The organism is Trichocoleus sp. ST-U1, from assembly GCF_039961835.1.
Classification (GTDB): Bacteria; Cyanobacteriota; Cyanobacteriia; order Cyanobacteriales; family FACHB-T130; genus FACHB-T130.
In genome coordinates, this window is the sequence record NZ_JAMPJZ010000045.1 from 21,645 (window position 1) to 46,211 (window position 24,567).

General features: G+C 47.3%; 20 protein-coding genes. 10 read left to right on the forward strand and 10 right to left on the reverse strand.

Features of this window, described 5'->3' with window-relative positions; all coding sequences use genetic code 11:
* Positions 1-112: 112 nt before the first annotated feature.
* Together hpsE (NDA06_RS16435) and hpsE (NDA06_RS16440) are read right to left on the reverse strand one after the other, a co-directional pair.
* Complete coding sequence (hpsE, locus tag NDA06_RS16435; RefSeq protein ID WP_190436068.1) at positions 113-1,090, reverse strand: hormogonium polysaccharide biosynthesis glycosyltransferase HpsE; 978 nt, start codon at positions 1,088-1,090, stop codon at positions 113-115.
* A 124-nt stretch (positions 1,091-1,214) separates the two neighbouring features.
* On the reverse strand, positions 1,215-2,243 hold the full coding sequence (gene hpsE, locus NDA06_RS16440) for a hormogonium polysaccharide biosynthesis glycosyltransferase HpsE (protein WP_190412193.1): 1,029 nt from the start codon (positions 2,241-2,243) through the stop codon (positions 1,215-1,217).
* A 906-nt stretch (positions 2,244-3,149) separates the two neighbouring features.
* On the opposite strand from hpsE (NDA06_RS16440), the gene NDA06_RS16445 reads away from it, so the two are divergent.
* The gene (locus NDA06_RS16445; protein WP_190428861.1) at positions 3,150-3,341 is read left to right on the forward strand and encodes a hypothetical protein; all 192 of its coding nucleotides are present in this window, start codon (positions 3,150-3,152) and stop codon (positions 3,339-3,341) included.
* A gap of 100 nt (positions 3,342-3,441) precedes the next feature.
* On the opposite strand, the gene NDA06_RS16450 is transcribed toward NDA06_RS16445, so the two are convergent.
* A complete protein-coding gene (locus tag NDA06_RS16450) occupies positions 3,442-4,917 on the reverse strand; it encodes a leucyl aminopeptidase (protein WP_190436074.1) in 1,476 nt (491 codons plus the stop codon).
* A gap of 145 nt (positions 4,918-5,062) precedes the next feature.
* On the opposite strand from NDA06_RS16450, the gene NDA06_RS16455 reads away from it, so the two are divergent.
* The 5 genes from NDA06_RS16455 to tatC all read left to right on the forward strand — a co-directional run bounded on the left by NDA06_RS16455 (position 5,063) and on the right by tatC (position 12,714).
* Complete coding sequence (locus NDA06_RS16455) at positions 5,063-6,169, forward strand: class I SAM-dependent methyltransferase (protein WP_190986054.1); 1,107 nt, start codon at positions 5,063-5,065, stop codon at positions 6,167-6,169.
* 48 nt (positions 6,170-6,217) lie between these two features.
* Positions 6,218-8,449, forward strand: coding sequence for a transglycosylase SLT domain-containing protein (locus NDA06_RS16460; RefSeq protein ID WP_190986053.1), 2,232 nt, complete (start codon positions 6,218-6,220; stop codon positions 8,447-8,449).
* Positions 8,450-9,204: 755 nt separating this feature from the next.
* Entirely contained in the window at positions 9,205-9,414 is a 210-nt protein-coding gene (locus NDA06_RS16465; protein WP_190412187.1) for a hypothetical protein, read from the forward strand.
* The gene (locus tag NDA06_RS16470; protein WP_190668196.1) at positions 9,411-11,675 is read left to right on the forward strand and encodes a transglycosylase SLT domain-containing protein; all 2,265 of its coding nucleotides are present in this window, start codon (positions 9,411-9,413) and stop codon (positions 11,673-11,675) included. Before NDA06_RS16465 ends, NDA06_RS16470 begins: the two co-directional genes overlap by 4 nt.
* A 235-nt stretch (positions 11,676-11,910) precedes the next feature.
* Complete coding sequence (gene tatC, locus NDA06_RS16475) at positions 11,911-12,714, forward strand: twin-arginine translocase subunit TatC (RefSeq protein ID WP_190412185.1); 804 nt, start codon at positions 11,911-11,913, stop codon at positions 12,712-12,714.
* Between the two features lie 98 nt (positions 12,715-12,812).
* Here tatC and NDA06_RS16480 read toward each other — a convergent pair whose 3' ends face one another.
* Both NDA06_RS16480 and NDA06_RS16485 read right to left on the reverse strand, forming a co-directional pair.
* Entirely contained in the window at positions 12,813-13,019 is a 207-nt protein-coding gene (locus NDA06_RS16480) for a hypothetical protein (RefSeq protein WP_190986052.1), read from the reverse strand.
* A gap of 230 nt (positions 13,020-13,249) precedes the next feature.
* Positions 13,250-13,567, reverse strand: a complete 318-nt coding sequence (locus tag NDA06_RS16485; RefSeq protein WP_190412183.1) for a DUF3067 family protein — start codon at positions 13,565-13,567, stop codon at positions 13,250-13,252.
* A 236-nt stretch (positions 13,568-13,803) separates the two neighbouring features.
* On the opposite strand from NDA06_RS16485, the gene petC reads away from it, so the two are divergent.
* Positions 13,804-14,343 carry a cytochrome b6-f complex iron-sulfur subunit gene (gene petC, locus NDA06_RS16490; protein WP_190412182.1) on the forward strand — a complete coding sequence of 180 codons (540 nt, stop codon included), beginning with the start codon at positions 13,804-13,806 and terminating at the stop codon, positions 14,341-14,343.
* A 175-nt stretch (positions 14,344-14,518) separates the two neighbouring features.
* Complete coding sequence (gene petA, locus NDA06_RS16495) at positions 14,519-15,508, forward strand: cytochrome f (protein WP_190986051.1); 990 nt, start codon at positions 14,519-14,521, stop codon at positions 15,506-15,508.
* A 205-nt stretch (positions 15,509-15,713) separates the two neighbouring features.
* Here petA and NDA06_RS16500 read toward each other — a convergent pair whose 3' ends face one another.
* Complete coding sequence (locus tag NDA06_RS16500) at positions 15,714-16,505, reverse strand: cobyrinic acid a,c-diamide synthase (protein WP_190986050.1); 792 nt, start codon at positions 16,503-16,505, stop codon at positions 15,714-15,716.
* Positions 16,506-16,740: 235 nt separating this feature from the next.
* On the opposite strand from NDA06_RS16500, the gene NDA06_RS16505 reads away from it, so the two are divergent.
* A complete protein-coding gene (locus NDA06_RS16505; protein ID WP_190986049.1) occupies positions 16,741-16,965 on the forward strand; it encodes a hypothetical protein in 225 nt (74 codons plus the stop codon).
* A 145-nt stretch (positions 16,966-17,110) separates the two neighbouring features.
* Here NDA06_RS16505 and NDA06_RS16510 read toward each other — a convergent pair whose 3' ends face one another.
* Entirely contained in the window at positions 17,111-18,349 is a 1,239-nt protein-coding gene (locus tag NDA06_RS16510; protein ID WP_348251781.1) for an EcsC family protein, read from the reverse strand.
* 210 nt (positions 18,350-18,559) lie between these two features.
* Positions 18,560-19,324, reverse strand: a complete 765-nt coding sequence (locus NDA06_RS16515) for a hypothetical protein (RefSeq protein WP_190412178.1) — start codon at positions 19,322-19,324, stop codon at positions 18,560-18,562.
* 212 nt (positions 19,325-19,536) lie between these two features.
* Here NDA06_RS16515 and NDA06_RS16520 point away from each other — a divergent pair, with 212 nt between their 5' ends.
* Entirely contained in the window at positions 19,537-21,126 is a 1,590-nt protein-coding gene (locus tag NDA06_RS16520; RefSeq protein WP_190412177.1) for a glycoside hydrolase family 57 protein, read from the forward strand.
* Between the two features lie 12 nt (positions 21,127-21,138).
* Here the strand turns inward: NDA06_RS16520 and NDA06_RS16525 are convergent, their stop codons facing one another.
* Together NDA06_RS16525 and NDA06_RS16530 are read right to left on the reverse strand one after the other, a co-directional pair.
* Positions 21,139-22,545 carry a CHAT domain-containing protein gene (locus NDA06_RS16525; RefSeq protein WP_190429823.1) on the reverse strand — a complete coding sequence of 469 codons (1,407 nt, stop codon included), beginning with the start codon at positions 22,543-22,545 and terminating at the stop codon, positions 21,139-21,141.
* A gap of 356 nt (positions 22,546-22,901) precedes the next feature.
* Entirely contained in the window at positions 22,902-24,296 is a 1,395-nt protein-coding gene (locus NDA06_RS16530; RefSeq protein ID WP_199324242.1) for a hypothetical protein, read from the reverse strand.
* Positions 24,297-24,567: the final 271 nt, after the last annotated feature.

Sequence of the window (24,567 nt, forward strand, 5' to 3'; positions counted from 1 at the left end):
AATAGACGTTCGTTTGATTAATTGAACCTTATTAAAAGTCAACGGTTATGAGCTTAATAAAATCAATTAACAAAATTCCTCGAACTACTTAGTTGTAATTCTTGTATTTTTACTAATTTTTCCCTGTTAGAAATTTCATTTGCATACTTTTTTTCAAAAAATAAAATGGACTCACTAAACTGCTCAAGAAAAATTCCATTTCGCAAGCAGCAACCAGGTCAGTTTTCAACTTACCTCTATATTTAATTAGTTGAAGAATGGCTCTACGCAGGTTTCCTAAAAGGATTCTGGTAATAATAATTGGCTTTTGCCAATTATTAGCATTAATCATGCGTAGCTGACAAATACTTAAGCCTACCCCCCGAATCAGGGTTATTAAGTAATCTTTCTCTAGCCGCCACTTGGGAATTTGATGATAAATACACATTTCGGGGTTGTACCAAATTTCCCAACCAGCGCGTCCGATGTAGAGTAGCGCTTCAAAATCTTCTCCTTTGGCTGCCAAGGATGACCCAACTGGTCCCTGAAGAACAAGTTGAGCGGGAACGTTGTCTAGCCACACTTGCTTTTGGACAACTAATCCGGCTCCTGGAGGAAGGCTTAAATTCTCCGGATCGTATAGATTAGGTTTTGAACCTCTTTCTTTCAGTGCCAAAAAAGATTGAATTCTTTCAAAGTTTTCTGGCGGATAAACTTCAAATTCCCCTTTTATCTGACCTCCAAAAGCACCTGCTTTTGGATGAGATTTCCCGAAGGAGTAGGCTGCTGCTACCCAATTTGGGTTCGGAAAATTATCATCATCCAAAAAACCAATAAAAGTACCTCTTGCTTCCTTAATGGCGCGTAGTCTTGCAAACACTGCGCCTTGCTGTGGCTCAAAGTAATACATGAGCGGATATGCTTGAGGCCAGTTAGATTGATATTCTTGAATGATTTTGGCGGTGTTGTCAGTGCTATTGTTATCGACGACAACAATTTCCCAAGAAATCTGCTCGGTGCCTACCTGCGATCGCAATCGCTCCAAAACGGCTGGTAGAAGCTTTTCCCCGTTGTAAGTGCGAATTGCTACAGTAAAGTCTACCTTAGACATATCTACAAGCCCAGCCCTGATTGGGGTTCAGAAGTTGCCTTCAGAGTAGCCGTGGATTGAGCTAGCGTCAACCCCCACGGCTAATTGTTGTCTCCAGTCCAATTTTAAATTTAACCAACCTTTCTTATGGGGCAGTAGATACTTTGCGATCTACCAGTCCCGGTAAAGAATTAATGTCTTCTCTCAAGCCAAATATTTTAGCTTGTCCAAGTTCTAAGTATTTATTTTTGAAAAGGAAAAAGGGACTAATCAAGCTAGATAACAGTAGTTCCCGCTCGCAAGCCGCAATCAAATCTCTTTGATCTCCTCGATATTTAATCAGATGGAGCATTAGTCTGCGGAGATCGTTGAGCAGGTAAGCTGGAAAAGCTACAGGTCTTTGCCAGTTCTTCAGACCGAGCATCCGTATGTGATACCGACTTAAACCCACGCAACGGATGAGAGAAATTAGGTAATCTTTTTCCAAGCGCCAGCGGGGAATTTGATGGTAAACACGCATTTCGGGATTGTACCAGATTTCCCAACCCGCGCGCTGAATATGCAATGTGGCTTCCAAATCTTCACTGGCTAACTTAGCTTCTCTCCCCTTGTGATTGAGGACGAGGCGCTTAGGCACGTTTGCAAGCCAAGCTTGCTTGCGAACCACTAATCCTGCCCCTGGAGGCAGGATCTTCTTGCGTGGTTCGTAAAGGCTGGCTTCCGCACCTCGATCCACTAATGCCAAGAAACAAGCGATTTTTTTAAAATTTTCAGGTGGCTCGATTTCAAAATTTCCTTGGATTTGGCTACCGTAGGCACCCGCTTCTGGATGCGCTTGACCGAAGGCATAAGCAGCAGCAACCCAGTTAGAGTCAGGCAGATTGTCATCATCTAAAAAGCCAATTAAAGTGCCTCTGGCTTCTTCAACAGCCCGTTGGCGAGCAAATGCAGCTCCTTGCTCAACTTCCAACGTGTAGTGTAGCGGAGCAACTTCTGACCAGTTGGCTTGATATTCTTGAACAATTTTTGCGGTTTTGTCGGTGCTGTTGTTATCAACAACAATAATTTCCCACGAAAAGTGTTCGGTGTTGATCTGCTCTCTGAGTCGATCGAGAACTTCGGGTAAACGCTTTTCACTATTAAAGGTGGGAATGGCTACTGTAACGTCAACCATAAGTTTTGACCGGTTTTTTGAGTAGATAGATGCCGATGTTGTGTTAGTAGAGCTTGGGTGAGAACACCAACTTCAAAACGATGCAGATTAGTAGTACCTGCTGCTCTTGCACTGTCCCCTGAATGGCGTGGGGTACGTCGAGCTTTGTAGGAGGCCTACTAAATCTTCCCCGCGATAATACTTAAGTAGACTGACAGCGAAGCGGTTGCTGGGTCGAGCGATCGCTTTCTCGTTGCAGTCAACCTCAGTTATCTTGGTTAAATCTACACCATTGGATCGGGGTTTTTACGGAAAACTTTCTTAAAGCTTCATAAGATTTTACCCAATACTTACGAACTCATCTACACATGGGTTAAGTATCTTTACTCAAGCTTTAAATTTCCGGGTTTTGTGGGGACTCTTGTGAAGTTTAGATAAAGTTAGATTAAAAGGCTCGCCAAAAACGACTTTTATTGTCAGTCCATATCTTAAAGAGATGCGCACGTAATATCATCTGTAAGAAGACATAAATGGGATTCGGCAATCGAGCCTTTGGGTATACCCATATACTTCACCGTGGGGAGCGAGCAGATAAATTGCCTAAATTGTCGTGGTGTTGGGGGTAGCCCGCAGGCATCCTCTGGCAGTGAGTCCGGGTTCAGCAGTGACCGACTCCAAGGGTACAGCAGAAATTAGCGAATCCCTGGACGTGGGACACGGCAAGCCGTCTACTTCACCCTGGCGGGAGACACGACCTAATTAGGCTCGTTCCGTTAAAATATTTGGAAAAGTAAATCTTTAATGTCTTTGAGTTGGAGGGTGCGGCTTCTCCCCTCAAAATGTGCTGAGTATTGAGCATTCCCTTGCTTGGCTCAGTTCTCAATCCCGAACAAACTGGGGTGTAGGTCGCGCAAGTACAAGTATTTGATGAATTCAGAAAACCGCAAATTTACACCGGAACAATCTCAGTCACAGCCAGAACCAGTGCCGCAGCTCAAGCGCACCGTTCATCCAGACAGCCTGAAATTTATGAATATGGCAAAAGAGATTCTCGATAGCCCTGCTGTTCAACAAGCTGTTGAGGGTGAAAAGCAAAAAACAAAAGACGGGAACGAATGAGTGATTGAGTTGTCGTAGGGACACGGCATTGCCTGTGTCCCTACGACAACTCACCATTCCCGATTACCAAGCCTTGGATAATCGGGATGTCTCTGAGATATCAGTGGCTCAGTACCCAGTTGACGAGAGTGCGGACACCGTAACCCGTAGCACCGGAATTGTTGACACCGTTCTCTTTATCCGCCCAGACAGGACCGGCAATGTCGAGGTGCGCCCAAGGTGTCTCTTGGACGAACTGCTTTAGGAATAAGGCAGCCGTAATCGAACCACCCGGACGAGGACCAGTATTTTTCAGATCGGCAATGGGAGACTTGATGCCTTCAAAGTATTTCTCTTCCATCGGCATCCGCCACAGCTTTTCCCCTGCCTTTTCTGATGCTTGCAGCAACTCTTGAGCAACAGTGTCATCGGGGGTAAACAACCCAGCGATATCATCGCCTAAGGCAATGACGCAAGCACCTGTCAGCGTAGCTAAATCGACAATGGCATCAACGCCGAGCTTTTCCGCAAACACCAACGCATCTGCTAAGGTCAATCGACCTTCCGCATCCGTGTTGTTCACTTCAATCGTCTTGCCGTTGGATGCCTTGAGGATATCGCCTGGGTGCATGGCATGACCGCTGATCATATTCTCAGTGACGGCTGAGATAAAGTGAACTTCAACATCTGGTTTGAGTTGACCAATCGCCTTCGCCGCGCCGAGGGTAGCCGCAGCACCTCCCATGTCCATTTTCATGGTTTCGATGCCACTACCCGCGCCCTTAATGTTTAGACCACCCGAATCGAAAGTGAGACCCTTGCCGATGATAGCCACTTTCCGGCGGGGTGTTCCTTCTGGCTTGTAAGTGAGGTGAATAAACTTCGGCGGCATATCGGAAGCTTTGGCAACACCGAGGAACGCCCCCATGCCCAATTTTTCGCACTCTTCTTGTTCCAGAATTTCCAACTGGAGGTTGTGGTTAGACGCGATCGCTTGTGCGGTTTGAGCCATCGTTATGGGAGTGCATTCATTCGGCGGTGCAGCAACCAGTTCCCGCGCCAGAATCACCCCCGAAGATAGGAATTGAGCGCGATTAATGGCTTCTTCCTGACCTGCCAATCCGAGTAAATCCACCCGCTCTAGCTGCGGCTCCTTATCCTCCGGTTCTGACTTAAAGCGATTATCCTGATGAAGAGCTAGCAGTATCCCTTCAGCGATCGCGCCAGCCGTTGCATCGGGTGCCTGATTCCACACCGGCAGGCTAATCCCCAGGATTTTACTCTTTTCCTTCTTCGCTAACCGCGCGATCGCCGCACCAATTCGCCGCAGAGTATCCGGTTGAAAAGCCTCTGCTTTCCCCAGTCCTACCAGAATAATTTTCCGAACCGGGCTACCTGCACCCACGCGGGTGACGGCACTACTCCCTTCTTTTCCCTTAAATTCTGTTTCTGCAATCAGTTCGTTCAGCGTACCGGCAAACTTCTCATCCAGCACCGCTAAATCGTCTGTCACCTCTACCGCATCCTCAAAAAAACCAAGGGCGAGAGCGTCCCCAGCCCAGTCCAAACGCGGCGTATCAATCGCTCGAATATCCATCCCCGGCTCTTACCTTAAAGCACTACCTGTAACAGTATTGCTCAAAAATCATCAACAAGACTCGTCTGCCCACCCGCGTAACTTGTCCCCTGTAGATACACTTTATAGGAATACACTTTTTCCGATTGGACTTAGGAGCGGATTGATGGTTTCAAAAGCTAGGGGAGAACCCCAACCTCTTTCGTCGCCATCCAATGCGCCAGTTCTTAGCAACCAGTCGGTAGCCCGCCCCGATCCGAGCGTGCTACAGCAAGATCTCCAGAGACAGTTTAATCATCATTCCTCTGCCCGCGGTGAACTGACGATGCCCTGCGTGCCATCAATGCTAGATTATGCACTCAATCGGCTAGTGCGGCTGTTTGAGGCGATTGGTCGCCAACTCTCTCCTGAAGAACTGCAAAAATTGCGCGATTTGATTGCATCTAATATTCAAGAAGGTTTTCTGGCTTCTCCTCATGCTCGATTAGTCATTCAGTACCAACCCGATCCTACTTCCTTAAATAGCCTCACCTGTAACGTCTCAACCAGGATTTTATCGGTTGCCCAGGAGTACCAGCAGTGGATTCAGAACCGAGAGCCGCCCCTATTTGGTAGTCACCCAGATGCGAAAGTAATGGCAACGGTTGCCGAATTGGGAGATCCAGCTCGGAACCCGATTCTTGATGTAGGAGCAGGAACAGGTCGCAATAGCCTTCCCTTGGCGCGAAAAGGCCACCCGGTTGATGCCTTAGAACTGACTCCCGGTTTGGCGGAACAAGTGTTAAATGCGGCAGTGGCAGAAAAATTACCGATTCGAGTCATCCAGGGTGATATCCTCGACCCCTTGGTGAGAATGCGACCCGCTTATTACAAATTCGCAATTGTGGCGGAAGTGGTGTCTCACTTCCGGGATAACGATCAAGTCCGCTTACTCTTGGCGAAAATGTGCGATGTTATCCAAGGTAGCGGTCTGTTGCTGTTCAACCTCTTCTTAGCTGTGGATGGATATGAGCCAAACGATCGGGTGCGGGAAATGTCACAGGTAGCGGCATCGTATATCATGACGCGAGCGGAGCTGAAGCGAGCGATGGAGGACTTACCTCTGGAAATGCTGTCAGATGAGTCTGTGCTTGATTATGAGCGCGCTCACCTTCCGCAAGAGGCATGGCCCCCAACTAATTGGTTTGTATCCTGGACGAGCGGACGTGACGTGTTTCCCATCCAAGAAACCCCTCCGATGGAGCTGCGTTGGATTCTCTGTAGACGGTACTAACGGAATACAAGGTTGTTGCCCTTTTTGGGTTGGTAAGGATAAGGATCGATGCTAAAGCTTGCACAGAAAAATAAAATTTTGCTAAGTGTTGGAGCCGGACTACTAGCGCTAGTCGCTGGAGCAACGCTGTCAGTCCCGCAATTAACCAGTTGGCTGGAGAAATTAACCCCGAACGGTCAGTCCCCCGATAAAACCCTTTTGAATCCGGGGAGCCAATCCAAGAATTCTGTTTTGCCATTGGCGTCACTACCGGCGGCACAGCGGGGCGCACAACTCGAAGCGATCGCCAATGGCACCCCATCCCCAGAACGCAATCGCGCCCGCTATCTGTTGGCGAACGATTCGCTCCAACAACAGCAGCCTAAAAAAGCGATCGCGTCTTTGGAAGGATTGGAGGCAGACTATCCGGTTCTTGCCCCTTACATCGCCCTGAAACGCGCCCAAGCTTACCAACTTGCCGGGGACAAAGCAAAAGCCACAGCAGCTTGGCAGAATTTACTCGAAAGTTATCCCGATAATCCCGTCGCCGCAGAAGCGTTGTTTGTGCTGGGGCAAAATAATCCGAAGTATCGAGAACAAGCGATCGCTCAGTTCAAAAGCCATCCGCGCACCCTGGAAATTGTGCGTTCTTCCCTGAGTAAGAATCCCAATCAACCCAGATTACTCTTACATTTAGCCAAAAATGCTCCAAGCGACCCTGGCATTCTCCCGATTCTGGATCGGCTGGTGACTTCTCATGAAGCGGCGCTCAAACAGCAAGGTACAGGGCTACTCAAGCCAGAAGATTGGCAAGCGATCGCTTATAGCTATTGGGAAAACGGTCAGTACCGCAAAGCCGGACAAGCCTACGCCAAAGCCCCCCGCACCTCCCTCCACGCCTACCGCATTGGGCGCGGACTCCATCTGGGCGAGAAACGAACCGAAGCGAAAATTGCTTATCAACAGATGATTCAGCAATTTCCCGATGCCAAAGAAACCGGACTGGCTTTGAGGCGGCTGGCTTCTTTATCATCCCAGCCACCGGAAGCGATCGCCTATCTCGACATCGTCATCCGCAAATTTCCCGACGAAGCCGGTGAGGCACTCCTCGCCAAAGCCGAAATCCTCGATCGTCTCAACAGCGACAAATCAGCCGCAGAAGCTCGTCAATTGCTCCTGACTAAATATGGCAGTTCCGATGTCGCGGCAGAATACCGCTGGAAAGTCGCCCAAGCCAAGGCGACTCTAGGGGATTTCTTAGGGGCTTGGCAATGGGCGCAACCAATCGCCAACCAAAACCCCAATCATATATTGGCTCCCAGAGCTGGCTTTTGGGTCGGCAAATGGGCCGCAAAACTAGGGCGTCAGCAGGATGCAAAAGCCGCATACGAACACGTACTAGCGAAATACCCCCAGTCTTACTATGCGTGGCGATCTGCCGTCTTGTTGGGCTGGGACGTTGGTGACTTTACCACCGTGCGTCAATTGTCCCCGCAGGTGGTGCGACCTGACGAGCATCCCATCCTACCTGCCGGGTCTGAAACGTTGAAGGAATTGTACCAGCTCGGTCAAAAATGGGATGCTTGGACGCTCTGGCAGGCAGAATTTCAGAACCGGATGCAGCCAACCGTTGCCGAACAATTTACTAACGGCATCATGCAGGTGGGATTGGGCAACCACCTGAAAGGAATGAACCTGGTCTCGACTCTAGAAGACCGAGAAACACCCGAAGAGCAAGCTGAATACAAAGCAATCCGCAAACAACCAGTTTACTGGCACACCTTGTATCCGTTCCCGTTCTTGGAAATTATCGAAAACTGGTCGCAACAGCGCCAGCTCAATCCCCTGCTTGTCACCGCCCTGATTCGGCAAGAGTCCCGATTTGAGCCAAAAATTCGTTCGGTTGCGGGTGCAGTTGGCTTAATGCAGGTCATGCCCGGAACCGGCAAATGGGTGGCGGATAAAATTGGCGTCAAGCAATTTAACACCGAAAATCCCAACGATAACGTGAAGCTGGGTACCTGGTTTTTAGATTTTACCCACAAGGAATACAACAATAATTCCTTGTTAGCGGTTGCCAGTTACAATGCGGGTCCCGGTAATGTATCGAAATGGCTAAAAGAGAAAGGGCCATCTATCGATCCTGATGAATTTGTCGAAGAAATTCCCTTTGAGGAAACTAAAGGCTACGTCAGACAGGTGTTTGGGAACTACTGGAATTACCTTAGATTGTACAATCCACAGGTTGCCCAGTTGGTCGCCAAATATTCGGATGGTCAGCCAACTGCACTCAAAAATTAATCAAAGACTTCTTGCAAAAATCTTTTAACTCGTGTAAAAGCACAATTTTATTTAGCCTGCTCTCGTATGGCTTTGTCATTTTTGCAAGAAGTTTCATATATCCTGAAAACTCGAAGAATTTTTAAGCATTTCTGGGCAGCTTCTAGCAGGTAATATCTGCGGCTATCCAGTAATTGCTGAAACATCTGCGTGTCTACTCTCTGTTGGGGGATTTTCTCCCAGATGTGAGGGGATAATATAAATTTTTCATAAATTTGTGTTAATCAATTTTGAACACTGTTGTTCTCATAGAAGCGATCGCTTGCTGCCTAAAATTTCCTCGCGCCCACTGACGGGGATCACTAATCTTCGGCTGTTCGCTTAAATCGATTATCCTGGTTTAGATAGAGTTCCATGTCAATGGCTGCTGAGTGAAGCAGTCAGCGCGGGAGCTTGTATCACCCAATAACCAGCGAATTCAAAGAGTTTTGCGCTTGTGCTTCATTCATTAATCGGGCACCAGCAGCGACTGCTTTGTAAGAGCTGTCTAATTTCAACGTTTATTGTTTAGTTCCATAAGCATGACGACCGCGAATCAGGCTACCGGAACCCAAGCGTATGATGGCACGGCTACCAACTTTAAAATTAGGCTCTCAAATCAGGGGCTGCAAAGTACTCGCGATCTTCTCATCGCTCAAATTTAGAATGCTGGTCAATTCCATCGCTTCCTTAAATCATCCAAATGCCAGGGGATCTCCCTCAAGTGCAAACGCGGCGTGTCAGTCACGCTTTCCTTCCATTCTTTTTTCTCTAAAGGATTTTTACCTATTAGCGATAAAGAGTCAACGAGCCGCCAGTTATTAGAAGGATGGCTTGTCAATAATACGACCAGTTTGGTCTTCCATCTGGAAAAAGCAAATAACGAAATCGACGTTACTGAAATGCCAGATGGAGGGAGCAATGTCCGCCGCCAGGAGGTTACATGAGGAAGTCACGCTCGATTTTTGCTCGGAGAAAGTCACAGTTTAGTTTTTCTCGCCCCTATCAATCTAGACGGGGAAACAAAGTCGCGATCGCTGCGGGTGTGGGACTAAGCGCAATCCTTTTGGGAGCCACCTTTTTACCAACTAAGTATGGCGTCTGGCTGGAAAAAGTAGTTGGCTGGGTGCCGATGCATGGGTACGGCAGTTTCTTGATGTCGGGAAATCAGATCGACAACTCTGCGATTGTGTCTTTAATCTCGCTACCCCCACAAAAGCGGGCATCACAACTAGAAGCGATCGCTACAGGGCCAAGATCCCTCGACCGCAGCCGCGCCCGTTATCTCCTGGCAAGCGATCTGATTGCCTCCAAACAGGGAGAAAAAGCACTGGAATGGTTAAAAGGATTAGAGTTTGAATATCGCGTCCTAGACGGACACATTGCTCTTCGGAGAGCGCAAGCTTACGAACTCACCGGCAACACCCGAAAAGCCAAGGCAGCTTGGGAAGGTTTGTTAAAACACCATTCTCAAGATCCCGTGTCAGTCGAAGCTTTATATGTGCTGGGGAAGACGGAACCGAAATATTGGGAAGAAGCCGTTGAGAAATTTCCCAGTCATCCCCGCAGCCTGGAAATCGCCCACGCCTTACTCAAAGACAATCCTAACCAAGCAAAATTGATGGTGTCGCTGGCAAAGTATGCCTTTGACACTCCAGGAATTACTTCAGTGCTAGATAAGTTGATAGGTTTGCCAGCAGAGCAACTCAAGCCAGAAGTATGGGAAGCGATCGCTTTAGGCTACTGGGGAAACCAGAAATACGGTCAAGCCAGTACCGCTTATGCTAAAGCCCCCCGCACCCCCCACAACGCCTACCGGGTCGCTAGGGGACTCGATCTCGCCGAGAAGAAAGTTAAAGCCCTCCGCGCTTATAAAGAGGTGGTGCAAGACTTCCCCAATGCTGACGAAAGTGCAACCGCGCTCATCCAGATCGCCAAAATCGGTCCCGCTATCGAGGCGGTTCCTTATCTCGACCAAGTTATCAGTCAATTCCCCGACCGAGCTGGCGAAGCCATCTTATTAGAAGCGAAAATTCTCGATAGTCTCAAAAGTTCCGAATCCGCAGCCGAAGCGCGTCAATCATTACTCACCAAGTATGGCAATACCGATGCCGCGGCAGAATATCGGTGGAAATTAGCTCAATCGAAGGCGCGGGGTGGAAATTACCAAGAGGCGCTGCAAATCGCCAAGCCGATCGCCACTCAGAATCCTGATAGCGAATTAGCTCGTCGGGCGGCTTTTTGGGTGGGTAAATGGTCAAACAAGCTGGGACGCAAGCAGGAGGCGAAAGCAGCTTTTGAGAACGTCGTGGCGAAGTATCCCCAGTCTTACTATGCTTGGCGGTCTGCCGTCATGCTGGGCTGGGATGTGGGAGACTTTAACAGCGTGCGTCAGCGAGATCCGAAAGTAGAATGGCCTGCCAAGCGACCGTCATTGCCCGTGGGTTCTGCTGCTTTACAAGAACTTTACCAAATGGGTCAAGGCAAAGATGCCTGGAGGCTCTGGCAAGCGGAGTTTGAAAACCGGGTCAACCCAACGGTGGCAGAACAATTTACCGATGGTTTGCTTCGGCTCAATATGGGAGACCACTTGCAAGGAATTGCTAAAATCTCCAGCTTAGAAGACCGTGAGAACCCGGAGGAGCAAGCACAGTACAAAGCTCTAACACAACAAATTGCTTACTGGCAGGCTTTGTATCCGACGCTTTATGTCGAAGCGATTGAAAACTGGTCTCAACAACGTCAACTCAATCCCTTGCTCGTGATCTCTGTCATCCGACAGGAATCCCGCTTTGAGCCAAAAATCCGTTCCACTGCCGGTGCGGTTGGCTTAATGCAGGTGATGCCGGAAACCAGTAAATGGGTTGCCGAAAACATTGGCCTCAAGAAATATAGCCTGGAAAATCCTAACGACAACGTTAAATTAGGCACCTGGTATCTGGATGAAATTCACGATCGCTACAAAAATAACTCCATGTTAGCGATCGCAAGTTACAATGCCGGTTCTGGTAATCTGTCAAAGTGGCTCCAAGGCAAAAAAGTCAGCGATCCAGATGAATTCGTCGAAGCCATTCCCTTTGATGAAACGCAGGGTTATGTCAAAAATGTGTTTGGCAACTACTGGAATTACTTACGCCTGTACAATCCGAAAATCTCCCAGCAGGTAGCAAAATACTCCGAAGGTCAGCCAACCGCATTCAAAAATTAAAAATTGGAATTTGCACTTAGGCGCGATTAAAGATCGCTCTTTAGGGAATTGGGAATTGGAAATTGGTAAAAACCCATTTTCGATGACCGATTCCCCATTACCAGCTTTTAAGAGTGGCGTTGATTTCCATTTCTGTGCTTTGTTCAATTTTTAAGGGTCGGTGAGCCATGCGCGATCGCACGGTACGGATGACCCGGATACAATAGTCAAGAAATCTTCAAATCAAACTTGACCGATGACGCTTCCTTCAGAAGTCGATACCGCATCCCAGCTAAATCCAGGCCTGGAGCCGGAATCAGCGAACCGCAATCTAGAAGATGAATACCTTGATGAGCTGCCCGCTGAGATCGAGATGTCTCTATTCGACCATCTGGAGGAGTTGCGGCGGCGGATTTTCTATGCGCTGATTGCAGTTGCCTTAGGTGTTATTGGCTGCTTCCTGTTTGTCAAGCCAATTGTCCAACTGCTGGAAGTACCGGCGCAGGGCGTCAAGTTCCTCCAGCTGGCACCAGGAGAATACTTCTTTGTCTCCATTAAAGTTGCCGGTTACAGTGGCTTGCTCGTAGCCAGCCCCTTTATCCTGTACCAGCTCATCTTGTTTGTTCTCCCAGGACTCACTCGCCGCGAACGCCGCTTAGTAGGACCCGTTGTTTTAGGGTCGGGTGTCTTGTTTGTGGGGGGACTGGCATTTGCCTATGTAGCATTAATTCCAGCCGCTCTGAATTTCTTCATCAGTTACGGGGCAGATGTCGTCGAGCAGCTGTGGTCAATTGACCGATATTTTGAATTCGTGTTGCTGCTGATGTTTAGCACCGGATTGGCATTTCAAATTCCGATCGTTCAGCTGCTACTCGGCTTTTTGGGAATTGTCTCTTCTGGGCAAATGCTATCTGGCTGGCGGTTTGTGATCCTGGGAGCAGCAATTTTGGGTGCCATCCTGACGCCTTCCACCGACCCCCTCACCCAAAGCCTCCTCGCGGGTGCCGTCTTGGGACTCTACTACAGCGGGATTGGCTTAGTTAAGCTCGTAGGGCGCTGAGATCGGCAAAATACGATGCAACCTGGACGAGTTAATTTTTGAACTGCCTCATCTTCGGCTCTCTGGAGTGCTGCTGTATTGGGAATCGCCCTGAATAGCTACACTCGACGAACCTCAAGGGTGAAATTGCTGAGCTGAACATTTTCAATCTTGTCTTCAGAAACCTTTTCAGATGAAAATACCTTACAAAGCCGAGGGCGAATTGAAACCCTTGGCTTTGCCTTGTCTTGGCTGAAGCGAGCTTGCAAGAGGGTTCGTCTTACACCTTGCCCTTGGATAATTGTGGTGCTGCGGTAAATTTCCATTCAGAAATTTACCCATTCTGCAATGAGTTCGTCAACGTTGATTTGAGAAGTAGGAGCTTCCCAACCCAAAAACCCTCATACATCAAAATCTTTTAAAAAATAATTGACAAAGCACTTGACAACAGGTGTCGCTATTGCGAATCAAAAGATAGTTTAGGTATGCAGTGAATGCGACAATAGTGCCAACAGGAAGCTGTCGTTCTATTGAGTGAGAATCGCACGCACGGCTCCTAAAACTGTTCGAGCATCCACTCCGAGGCTCGCTCGCCCAGGTCTAGGGGGATGCTGACTGCTTTACCGAGTCGAGGGCGATCGCGCGTTTGTTCAATATAATGTTGTACTTGGTCAGCTCCACCCCAAGCATGAAGATACTCGGCGACAGTCTCCAAGTGCGCTATGTAGTCTGCCTCCGACAGCGGAAAAGACGCCTGTTCTAAGTATTTCCACATTACCTGGAGGAAAATTTTGCCCTGAGTCCGCCTGATCTGGATATCGTATGAGCGTCCCCACTTGTCGATCAGGAGTTGGCGAAGGTCTTGTCCTGTCATAGTTTTATCGCAATTACTTTTCTTTACATTTCGTCATAAATGGAGCGCTTCTTAAATTAATGATACGGTGCAAAAGAATGTAATAATACCCTTAGCAAGGCTGTAAACCTTTCTACAAAAGGGTTTGTGGCGAACAGGCTTGCGACTTGCTTGGTATATATTTATTGGGCAAGTTTTAACAAAATCTGGGACTTAGCCCAGGGTTGTTCACATAGCTATACACTCAGACGTTACTCATGGCTCAACTTTCTAGCTCGTCAGACGTTCCCGATATGGGGCGTCGTCAATTTATGAATTTGCTCACTTTTGGGACCATTACAGGAACAGCTCTGGGGGCACTGTATCCCGTTATTAAGTATTTTGTCCCCCCTTCGAGTGGTGGAACGGGTGGTGGTCTAACTGCCAAAGATGCCATCGGCAACGATGTCATTGTGAGTGATTTTTTAGCTAATCATAATCCAGGCGATCGCACCTTGGTTCAAGGCTTCAGAGGCGACCCCACCTACATTGTCGTGACCGAGGAGAAAACCATTGACAATTACGGCTTAAACGCCGTCTGCACCCACTTGGGTTGCGTTGTTCCTTGGAATTCTGGTGAGAACAAGTTTATGTGTCCCTGCCACGGTTCCCAGTATGACAGCACCGGCAAGGTGGTACGGGGACCAGCACCGCTGTCTCTGGCACTGGTTCACGCTACCGTGGCGGAGGACAAGGTTACATTAACGCCTTGGACGGAAACCGACTTCCGTACCGGCGAAAATCCTTGGTGGACATAAGGTCATTAGTCATCGGTGCTTAGTTATCAGTCATCAGTTAGTCGTCATGGGTCATCGGTTATTTGTAACCGACCAAAAACGAAGGATGAAAAGGACAAAAAACTAAGAACGAAACCTAAGGACAAAGAACTGATAGATATTGTTTGAAATTCGACCCAGAATCCCTTCTTGAGAGATGAGAAAAGTTTCTTTATCGGCGATATCCAAAATAGGCAAACAGGCGATTTGCAAAACCGTCCTGGTTGCGATCGCCACCGTGTCAATATTCCTCGCCAGCGATCTAGTCCTTCCCCAATCAGCCAGTGCCTATCCCTTCTGGGCACAGCAAACCTATCCTGAAACCCCTCGCGAAGCAACGGGGCGGATTGTGTGTGCTAACTGTCACCTCGGTGCCAAACCCACACAAATCGAAGTTCCTCAATCGGTTCTCCCAGACACCGTTTTTGAAGCTGTCGTAAAAGTTCCTTACGACACCAACACGCAGCAAGTGCAAGCAGATGGTAGCAAAGGTCCCTTGAACGTGGGTGCTGTGTTAATGTTGCCAGAAGGCTTCAAAATTGCCCCCGAAGATAGAATTCCTGAAGAAATGAAGGAAAAAATTGGGGAACTCTACTACCAACCCTACAGCGAAGACAAAGAAAATATTGTCATCGTTGGTCCCATTCCAGGCGATCAATATCAGGAAATTATCTTCCCCGTTCTGTCTCCCAATCCACAGACCGATAAGAAAGTTTTCTTCGGTAAATACGCGATTCACGTGGGTGGCAACCGGGGTCGCGGTCAGGTTTACCCCACAGGTGAAAAGAGCAACAATTCCGTCTATAGCGCTTCCGTAGCGGGTCGCATCACTTCCATTACCCAAGCTGAAGAAGGTGGCTCTGAAGTCACCATTCAACCAGCAGAAGGCAATGCAGTTGTTGATACAATTCCCTCCGGTCCAGAGCTAGTTGTCTCCGAAGGGCAGGAAGTCAAAGCTGGCGAAGCGCTGACCTCCAATCCGAACGTCGGTGGATTTGGTCAAATGGACGCCGAAATCGTTTTGCAAAGCCCCACCCGGATCAAGTGGTTGATGGCATTTATTGCTGCAATCATGTTGTGTCAAGTCTTGCTAGTCTTGAAGAAGAAGCAAGTTGAAAGAGTGCAAGCTGCTGAGATGAATTTCTAAGTTTGGCGTTGTACTGAATCATTATCAGACAGGCATTTTGCCTGTCTTTTTTTGCGCTCAAAAATAACGTACTTGCAAGCCTCCTCTACCTTTGCAACTTTATGGAGTAGGGAGGTTTCAGTCATCCCAGGCTATAGCACTGCATACCCTGTGCTTGGCTAACGCGATCAACCTAATAAAGTTTTAAGCCCAAAGCAAATTAGGATTATTTAAATACACCTTCTTGTTCATCCTCAAAGATATATTCATAGTCAAAAACTAAAGAGTTGAGATGTCGAATAATTGTAAAACCAAAATGAGTAACTAAATCCGTATTAAAAGTAGCGATAACTAGCTGTATTAACTTCTTCTCCGTAATTACAGGTTTTTGTACGAAATAATTACGTTTGTCAAAAAATCGACTTTTAGGACTAGGAACAACGATTGCATTAATTCGATGAGCATGTTGAATGGGTTTTATATAAGTATTTAAAAACTCTTCTTGATTAATTTGTAGCTGGTATAGTCTTTCATGCTGCAACCAGCTCATTTTAAACATCATTTTAATCAGTTCAAAACCCAAGATGTAGTTAAATACGTTGTTGCGTTCTTCTGAACTTAGAACCAGCCGCAGAGCTGATTCTAAGTACAATTCTGGCTGCCTACTTACATCTTGAGCTGAATGAATATAAAACTGTCTAATATAACTTCTTAAAACTGATTCATTTAAGTCTAATTTAAGGTGAAATTGGGTTAAATAGTCTTGGACCCGTTGCTGAGTATTTTTGTCTTGAAGTCTTTTGGCAACTAAGCCAGTAGCCGTATAATCATCCAGAAATTCGGCTTGCATTTCTGGAGTAGCCGCACACATTAGATGACACAATGACAGCACATAACGGCGCTGGCTCCAAGGCAAGCTTTCGGCCCATTTTTTGGCTTCGGGCGGGAGTTTATCAAGAATACTTTCTGATTCTCCAAGTTCAAACATCGCCGCTATTTGAGAGATTTGTTCAGTCATAACCAAAAAAAATATCAGTAAGTATACAAACCTAATCATCAAAAAATTCAAACAACCGAACAATTCTTAAGTTGAGTTGAGAATTAATTTTTTAAATTTATTTTTACCTGCCTATTTAGTTACTTGGAGTTCCTAAATCTCATCTCTTGTACCAGGAAGCGTTTCCTGCAACGTTTATCCTGCCAGGAAAGAGAAGTAATTCTCTGCTTTGATTACAAGGGAAAGAAGCTGAGGGGTGAGTTTTTCAGATGCAAGAGATGAGGCAATCAAACTTAAACTTATTGATGCTGACGTAGCGCTACAGAATCCAGTCCGAGCAGAGAAGTCGTACCCCTGGTTCCACGCCTTGTTGTTCATCAAAGCTGCAACGCTAGTGCGTGCTTCTTTCCCGGCGCTGGTTTGTTCTCGAAAATTCCACTGTTTCGTCATGGCTAGCAGCGATCGCAGGAGAGAAATTTAGTATCGTCTCCCTCCTAGGATTCCCAGATCAAAAGCGTGACTAACACTCAACAGACAAAAACGCACGAGATTCGTTCCCCAATCTTCGCTTTTTGAAGCAGACTGGGGCGATGAGAGCGATCGCGCACAAGCGTTAGTAGAGTCTGTCAGCCTTGTATCGAACTGGCAATTTTTTTAATTGCTTCTACGTCAACATCAAATTCTTGGGTAATTTTTTCAATGACTTGGGATTCTGCTGGTGTCACTGCGCTATCTAGTTGGGAGATTGTATGGCACTGAGCTAACAGCGGCAACGCATAGTCCCGATTGAGTTGATCTAGAAGCGTATCTAAAGGCTGTTGTTGATTGATGTTATTGGCGATCGCTTCTAGAGAAGCAGAGCTAAGTTTGGCAGCTTGTAACGACGGTAAGATATCTTCCCAAGATTTGCCCGGATGACTCGCCACGATGATATGAACCAGAATCCGATCCATAATCGCTTGTTGCGCGATCGCAGTTTCTAAATACTTCTCACTTGCTGCCTGAGACTCTACCAGCTTTTCCGTCGATGCCTCAGAATGCAGCTGTGCCTCATAAAAGCGACAAGCCGCATATCCCAACGCATAGATCATCGTCGCATTCGCGCTAGCACCGATTGCCGCACCTGCTACTGGCGTCGCTTTTAACAAACCCAAACCCGCCTTAATTGCACGAGAACCGCCCAAAGACAAACCAAAGATTCCCAGCACTTCACCCTTACGCGCGGGATCTTTCAAATCTAATCCATAAGCCGCCGCAATCTGATAAACCATCTCCGACTGCAATAGCGTCGTTGCTGCCAAATCAACCGTCAGCAACGCCAATGCTGCTCCCGGCAACAAGCTAGTCGCCAGTCCCATCCCGCCTCCATAAACCGCTTTCTCCATCATCAGACGATGGGCAATCTGATTCGGTTTTTCGTCGGGATACTTTTGCTGTAGCTTTTGAACATCCGCTTCAGCTTTTACGACATCAACTTGATTGATAATTCCCAGCAACCAATTCGTGGGTAACGCCTTCGTGACGTGCCGCAAAAATGAGTTGTCGCCCACAAAAGTCACTGCACGCCCTGCGCCTTGTGTGGTTTGTTCGAGCAATTTTTGCGCTTGTTTTCCCGCCGCTTGGGCTACCCCAGTCGTCGTTGTCGCCACAGCTTTCCCTGTCTGGAAGGCAGTGTTACCAACTGCCATGCCGACTCCGGCTACTGTTTTCGCCACTGCTTGCCCAGCAGTCGCAACTGAATCGAAGAACGATGGCTTCTTGACATCCGTGGATTGCGTTAAAGATTCCGCATGGTCTGTTTTTGAGACAGAAGTTGAGGAGTTTGCTTCTGTCTCTTCAGACACGATTCCCGGCTTGTCATCCATCGTTTAATTCCTATTGCCCGGTGGGTTTATCTGCGAGCATATCTCACTCAAATTCGATTCCGCCTGTATCGGGGGAAAGAAAAACCGCGAACTTTCAACCAGATTTAAGTCCCCGAAAGGGATTTAAATCTGGTTGGGCAACGCGATCGCCTTCAATCCCCCTCTATGGCAGAAGAGAGAAAGCTCAGCGCGATCGCCTTCTATCGATCTTTAGCGGGCGCGAGGCAGATTGGCAGCAGGAGACACCTGCAAAATCCGGCTATCTAGCTTGCGAACCACATCTCCTACCTGCACCGCGGGCTTTTTCCCATTGACGTACATCACCGCTGTTAGCGCTCCTGTCGAATTTCGGCGAAAAGCAGCGATATCCATCCGCACAGGTTGCTGTTGTATCTTCAGAGCCAGCGTCATCCCACTAGAAGCATTCCCCAAGTTATTCAGTTCCGGCAGGGGTTTGTATTCTACAACTTCTAGCCCCTGGTATGCTTTGAGTCTCTCCCGCAGTAGGCTCAACATCTGTTGTTGCTTCTGAGGGTTCTGCATTTCTTGCAGACCCGCATCAAAATTAGCTTGTTCGGGCTGATTTGGCATATTTCCAGTGAAGCCCAAAACGATTTGGTAGTTCTCCGGATTAACGAAAGCAAAGAAGTTCTCCGGCTTCATGTTCGCTTGCGTTAGTTGTTGTCTGAGAACATCCAATTTGGAGGCAATCTCAACGGCTACATCCGGTGGGAGTTCCTGAAACCCAGCAGGCAAATCTTCTAAAGTCAGCTTTACCTCAGACGACGCTGGTTGAGTGGTCGGTGCTGGGGAGGCTGCCGGGGAGGCTTCTGAAGCTGGTGCGGATGGAGCGACTTTTGGTTCTGGGGCGGGTGTTTGGACAGGTGCTTCTTGGGCAACAATAAGGGGAGTGGCGAACGTAGATTGAAAAGAGCCACCAACGCAAAGAGCGCCGGTTAACAGGCTAAGTGTCAAAGTTACTTTTTTTAGCACAGGTTGAACTTTACGCTGATTTCAAAACAGAGCAGGCAAATCGATCGTCAATTACCAGGATAGGCGAACCACCACCGGAACTTATTGGGAATCCCCGCCGAATGCTGACTCGCTTTCGCCGTAAAATCTTAAAATAAATTCAATTTTGCCCAGCCTGCTTCAATTTCATGTCCATCTAAGACCCCAGAATTACTATGCCCATCGGCTATCTTGCTCTTGTTCTCCATGCCCACCTGCCCTTCGTGCGGCATCCTGAAAGTGACTACGTTCTGGAAGAAGAGTGGCTGTTTGAAGCCATCACCGAAACCTACATTCCTCTGCTGCACGTATTTGAAGGCTTAAAGCGGGACGGCATTGACTTCAAGATCACCATGAGCATGACACCGCCTTTGGTGTCGATGCTGCGCGATCCGCTACTGCAAGAGCGCTACGATGACCACTTAGCGAAACTGGAAGAACTCGTTGAACTAGAAGTTGAGCATAATGCGAATAACGGTCATATTCGCTATCTTGCCGAACATTACGTTCATGAATTTAGCGAGATTCGTCAAACCTGGGAACGCTATGACGGCGACTTGGTAACGGCGTTTAAGCAATTTTTAGATAGTAACAACCTGGAGATCATCACCTGCGGCGCAACGCACGGCTACCTGCCGCTGATGAAGATGTATCCTCAGGCAGTCTGGGCACAAATTCAGGTCGCAGTAGAACACTACGAGCAAAACTTTGGGCGTCCTCCTAAAGGGATTTGGTTGCCGGAATGCGCTTATTATGAAGGGTTAGAGCGGATGCTCGCTGATGCGGGATTGCGCTACTTCCTGACGGATGGACATGGTATTCTCTACGCCCGTCCCCGTCCCCGCTTTGGCTCTTATGCACCCATCTTTACAGAAACCGGAGTTGCTGCCTTTGGTCGAGATCACGAGTCTTCCCAACAGGTGTGGTCTTCGGAAGTAGGCTATCCCGGTGCGGCGGAATATCGGGAATTTTACAAAGATTTGGGCTGGGAAGCGGAATACGAATACATTAAGCCCTACATCATGCCCAACGGTCAGCGCAAGAATACGGGCATCAAATATCACAAAATTACTGGGCGCGGTTTAGGGTTGGGCGATAAGCAACTTTATGACCCTTATTGGGCGCGGGAAAAGGCTGCTGAACACGCTGCTAACTTTACCTATAACCGAGAGCGGCAAGTTGAGCATTTGCACCACATTATGCAGCGTCCGCCAATCATTGTTTCGCCTTACGATGCGGAATTGTTTGGTCACTGGTGGTACGAAGGTCCTTGGTTTATCGATTATCTGTTCCGCAAGTCTTGGTATGACCAAGGCACGTATCGGATGACGCATTTGGCTGATTATTTACAAGAGAATCCTACGCAGCAAGTCTGCCGTCCTTCTCAGTCGAGTTGGGGTTATAAAGGCTTCCACGAGTATTGGCTGAATGAAACGAACGCATGGATTTACCCGCACTTGCATAAGGCAGCAGAGCGGATGATCGAGCTGGCGCGGCGGGAACCAGCGGATGAGCTGGAGTGGAAAGCGCTCAATCAAGCGGCGCGGGAAGTGCTGCTGGCACAATCTTCTGACTGGGCGTTTATTATGCGAACCGGAACGATGGTGCCTTATGCGGTGAGAAGAACGCGATCGCACTTGATGCGCTTCCACAAACTCTACGACGAGATCAAAGATGGCAAAATCGACAGCGGTTGGTTAGAAAAAGTGGAGGAAATTGACAACATCTTCCCCGAAATCAACTATCGCGTCTATCGACCTCTTTAATTCAATTAAAAATTACCAGGGGCTGCCGACTAAGGTGAAGGCAGCCCAATAGTAGGGATGCGATAGATTCACGTTCTGAATTCCTGCCAGTTCTGGCGGCAGGGATATCTCCCCTCTGGAACTGTACAACTGACCATTTTGCAGACGTACCTTCCCTTGCACCATCCCTATCTGAGCTTGCCTGAGTGCCTCTGCTTTAATCGGCGCAGTTTTCAGTTGCCCATAAAACTCGGTCATCAGTGCTAAAGTTCCTTCATCGCTGACAGACCACAAACTGGCGATCGCAGACTTCGCTCCAGAGTTAACGGCTAACCCCGCAAAGCCTAATTCTGCTTGTTTATCGCCGAGAGCAGTTCTACAAGCACTCAGGACTAACAGTTCCACGGGTGGAGAGTTCCACCGTAATTGCCGCATCTTATCCAATGTTAGTTTCGCGTCCCATAACTGAACGTAGGAGTTGCTCGGTTCTCCCGGCTCGAAGAAGGCATGAGTCGCCAGGTGAATAATTTTATAGGGTTCTGAAGCGCGTTGCGATTGCAGATTCGCCAGGGTGAATTGTTGGTTTAAGAAGAATTTACCCTGCCATAGCTTTTGCGCGATCGCAGATAACTCCACTGGCACCGCAGGCAAGGGAGTTTGCTCCTTGAATTTTGACGCACCCATCGCCAGAACTTGCGAATTCTTTAGAGAGACATAGAGGGTATCTGTCAATTTGAAGGCAGGAATGCGCCCAATATTATACTTTTCCACCAGAAACTTTTGCCCATCATGGAAAGCTGCCAGCGGTATCGTCCGCAGACCAGCACCCACACAAAAGATTAGCGTGTCTATCTTATTTGTTTTTAAATCTGCCTCCAGTGGCGCAATAATCCACTGATATAACTGCTGCGCTGCTGGCAGATAGCGGGTACTATTCCGCTGTCTGGGATCTACGATGTTTTCTCTAAACTTTGCCGCTTCTTTGAGCAGGATTTCACTCTTTGCTTCCGGGATGCGCTTGTGAATCGGTTGATTCCCCGGAGTAATCAACACCAGTTCTAGTTGTTTGGCTCTAGGCACTACATAAATTAGAGCAGGCTTTTGACCCGTTTGAACCGCGATTTTGCCTAGAGTATCGGCGACATCCTTTGCTGTAATTGACTCGTCGGAGAAATTGAGCCGAAAGTAATCTTCATATTGTTTTTCCCACGTTTGCTCAATTTGCGGCACTATCTCCGTTAAATTTTCTCGGTCGAAAGCGTTGTCTAATTTGGTGGGGGTAGCAGCTTGTGCCAGAAGAATCTTCCCTTCCGCACCAGATACGGTGGCAGTAGTATTGGGTGCTGGAATGATTGCTTGTGCCTGTACCCGTTCTGTGCTGATTCCCACCAGGTGTAGTACTGCTAGCAACAAGCTAACACTACTCACGATTGATTTCATAGCGGCCTCGCTAATTTTGAGATGACTGGAAGATTAAGCTTAAGCGATGCACTTCACGAGTAGATATAGATAGTGTTAGCGCATATTTTTTCGAGTAACAGCAAAGACAGCCAAAGTTCTACTATTTGGGAGCATTTCAATTGTAAAAATTTACATAGAAGGGGTTTTATCCTCTCTTTAAGCATCGGAAATAGGATTTCTCCCTTCCCTTCTCTCTCTATTCCCTCGTTTTCCGGAGAGAAGATAAGAAATATAGCAACATCTGAGTTGCGTAGATGCCACTCTCCGGGACACGGCAATACCGTATCCCTAGCTCATTCCAGCCTAAGTTTGAAAAAAACTGGTAAATTCTTAATCTATCGCCGAACAATTTGGTGCAATTGTTCCACTTCATCTAAGATTTTATCCATTCCGGCTTCGGCAATGCCTTTGACGTAGTTAATTTTGATTTCTTCTAACATATCTACAAGTAAAGATTCGATTTCCTTAAAGTTGTCTTTTTTCTGTAATTCCACCTCTAAAGCTTTTCCAAAGTTATCAATTAACCGAGTCGTTAATTCTGTCCCGACTGGATCTTCAACTGCTTTCAGGGCGTTGCTGTAAGCAGTTTGAGATAAATTTTTAGCGAGATTTTCACTAATCTGGCTAGGTAAACGGCTCAAACCCGGAATATTTTGGAATTGCTGAAAAACCGGAAATTGATTGAGACTACTTTCTAGACTGTGATGTACTAAAGCTTCTAAATCAGGCTGAATTTTGGGGAGAACATTATGGACACTGAGGTTAATCAGGCGGGTTGCGATCGCTTGCACCTCATTAGTGTTATTGATATTAATATAGGGGCGGCTATTCCCCGGATGAAACAGCCTGCGTGCGAGATCGCCGCGTTGAATCGCTCCTTGCATTTGGTTAATTACCTGTATCCCCATAATTTCAGTCAATTCTTCAGCGAAGTTAGCTACAAAATCATGGTTAATTTGCTGCCGTACAGGCTCAAAATTTAGTAATTCAGATTGATAGAGGCGAACCATTACCGGAATGACTCGCAGCCACCGCCACAAGGGTAGCAGCAAAAACAGGTCATACCATCGCCGCAGCATTCCCTGTAGCCAGCTAAAGTTAGGATATTGGCGTCTGATATAGAAAGTGCGAACCAAAAATTCTAGAGCGAATAAAATTGTAAACGGTAAGTCAAGCAACCAAAATTCATCAAAAAATTTTCCATTGATTCCCAAACTGCGATAGTAGTTAGTCTGAATCAGAGGGCGAGTTTCTGTATTAAAGAAGTTGAGTTCTTGCTGCCAACCGGCTTGGGAAAGATAAGCTTGACTCCAAAATTGATTAAAGGCTTGATGGGCAGATTCTTTCCCCACGCGATCGCGCACTTGATTCTTAATTTTTTCTAAAGCACCGCTTTTCTTCGCCAGCGCAAATGGATTATCCTCAATCATTTCATTACTGCGGCTACGCAAGTCCTGTAGCAAGCTTTCTACCTCAGCTGACTCTAGCCCAGTCTGCATCACTTGCTGTTCCAGTTCGTTCACCCGATTGAGATAAGCCTGTGTTTCTCGATGCGGTTCAATTCCTTTAATTGGATCGTACACCTGAATCAGACTGGGAATTTCCCGAAGGTAGAAATCACGCCAGGGTATATAACTGAGGTCAAACAACACTAAAACAAAGTTGATCGTGGCAATGATTGCCATCAATCTTTCAAACCAGCGGTGGCGGCGGACTGGAGGCTTTCTCATCGCGAATGTTAATTGCATAAATCTGTAGAATGAGCCTATTTCTTAAAAAAGTATGGAATTCTCTCGGAAAACTCGCAATCTATACTAAGAAAGTTGACGAATTGGTAATACTTTGGCTGCCATCAGGCAAGATGAATCCGGTTCATCGGGCTTTATTATAAGTGCTTATGTAAAATAAATTACACATAATAAAAAGTAGAATAAGCTAAAACAAAAGTCAAGAAAACAAGAGACTTATGAGATTTATTAGAGATTTAAGCCGAGAAACTCA

What these genes read in the sequence shown, in the direction of transcription:
- hpsE (WP_190436068.1), bottom strand. Translation starts at nt 1,090, where the DNA reads ATGTCTAAGGTAGACTTTACTGTAGCAATTCGCACTTACAACGGGGAA.
- hpsE (WP_190412193.1), bottom strand. Translation starts at nt 2,243, where the DNA reads ATGGTTGACGTTACAGTAGCCATTCCCACCTTTAATAGTGAAAAGCGT.
- NDA06_RS16445 (WP_190428861.1), top strand. Translation starts at nt 3,150, where the DNA reads ATGAATTCAGAAAACCGCAAATTTACACCGGAACAATCTCAGTCACAG.
- NDA06_RS16450 (WP_190436074.1), bottom strand. Translation starts at nt 4,917, where the DNA reads ATGGATATTCGAGCGATTGATACGCCGCGTTTGGACTGGGCTGGGGAC.
- NDA06_RS16455 (WP_190986054.1), top strand. Translation starts at nt 5,063, where the DNA reads ATGGTTTCAAAAGCTAGGGGAGAACCCCAACCTCTTTCGTCGCCATCC.
- NDA06_RS16460 (WP_190986053.1), top strand. Translation starts at nt 6,218, where the DNA reads ATGCTAAAGCTTGCACAGAAAAATAAAATTTTGCTAAGTGTTGGAGCC.
- NDA06_RS16470 (WP_190668196.1), top strand. Translation starts at nt 9,411, where the DNA reads ATGAGGAAGTCACGCTCGATTTTTGCTCGGAGAAAGTCACAGTTTAGT.
- tatC (WP_190412185.1), top strand. Translation starts at nt 11,911, where the DNA reads ATGACGCTTCCTTCAGAAGTCGATACCGCATCCCAGCTAAATCCAGGC.
- NDA06_RS16480 (WP_190986052.1), bottom strand. Translation starts at nt 13,019, where the DNA reads ATGGAAATTTACCGCAGCACCACAATTATCCAAGGGCAAGGTGTAAGA.
- NDA06_RS16485 (WP_190412183.1), bottom strand. Translation starts at nt 13,567, where the DNA reads ATGACAGGACAAGACCTTCGCCAACTCCTGATCGACAAGTGGGGACGC.
- petC (WP_190412182.1), top strand. Translation starts at nt 13,804, where the DNA reads ATGGCTCAACTTTCTAGCTCGTCAGACGTTCCCGATATGGGGCGTCGT.
- petA (WP_190986051.1), top strand. Translation starts at nt 14,519, where the DNA reads ATGAGAAAAGTTTCTTTATCGGCGATATCCAAAATAGGCAAACAGGCG.
- NDA06_RS16500 (WP_190986050.1), bottom strand. Translation starts at nt 16,505, where the DNA reads ATGACTGAACAAATCTCTCAAATAGCGGCGATGTTTGAACTTGGAGAA.
- NDA06_RS16510 (WP_348251781.1), bottom strand. Translation starts at nt 18,349, where the DNA reads ATGGATGACAAGCCGGGAATCGTGTCTGAAGAGACAGAAGCAAACTCC.
- NDA06_RS16520 (WP_190412177.1), top strand. Translation starts at nt 19,537, where the DNA reads ATGCCCATCGGCTATCTTGCTCTTGTTCTCCATGCCCACCTGCCCTTC.
- NDA06_RS16525 (WP_190429823.1), bottom strand. Translation starts at nt 22,545, where the DNA reads ATGAAATCAATCGTGAGTAGTGTTAGCTTGTTGCTAGCAGTACTACAC.
- NDA06_RS16530 (WP_199324242.1), bottom strand. Translation starts at nt 24,296, where the DNA reads ATGAGAAAGCCTCCAGTCCGCCGCCACCGCTGGTTTGAAAGATTGATG.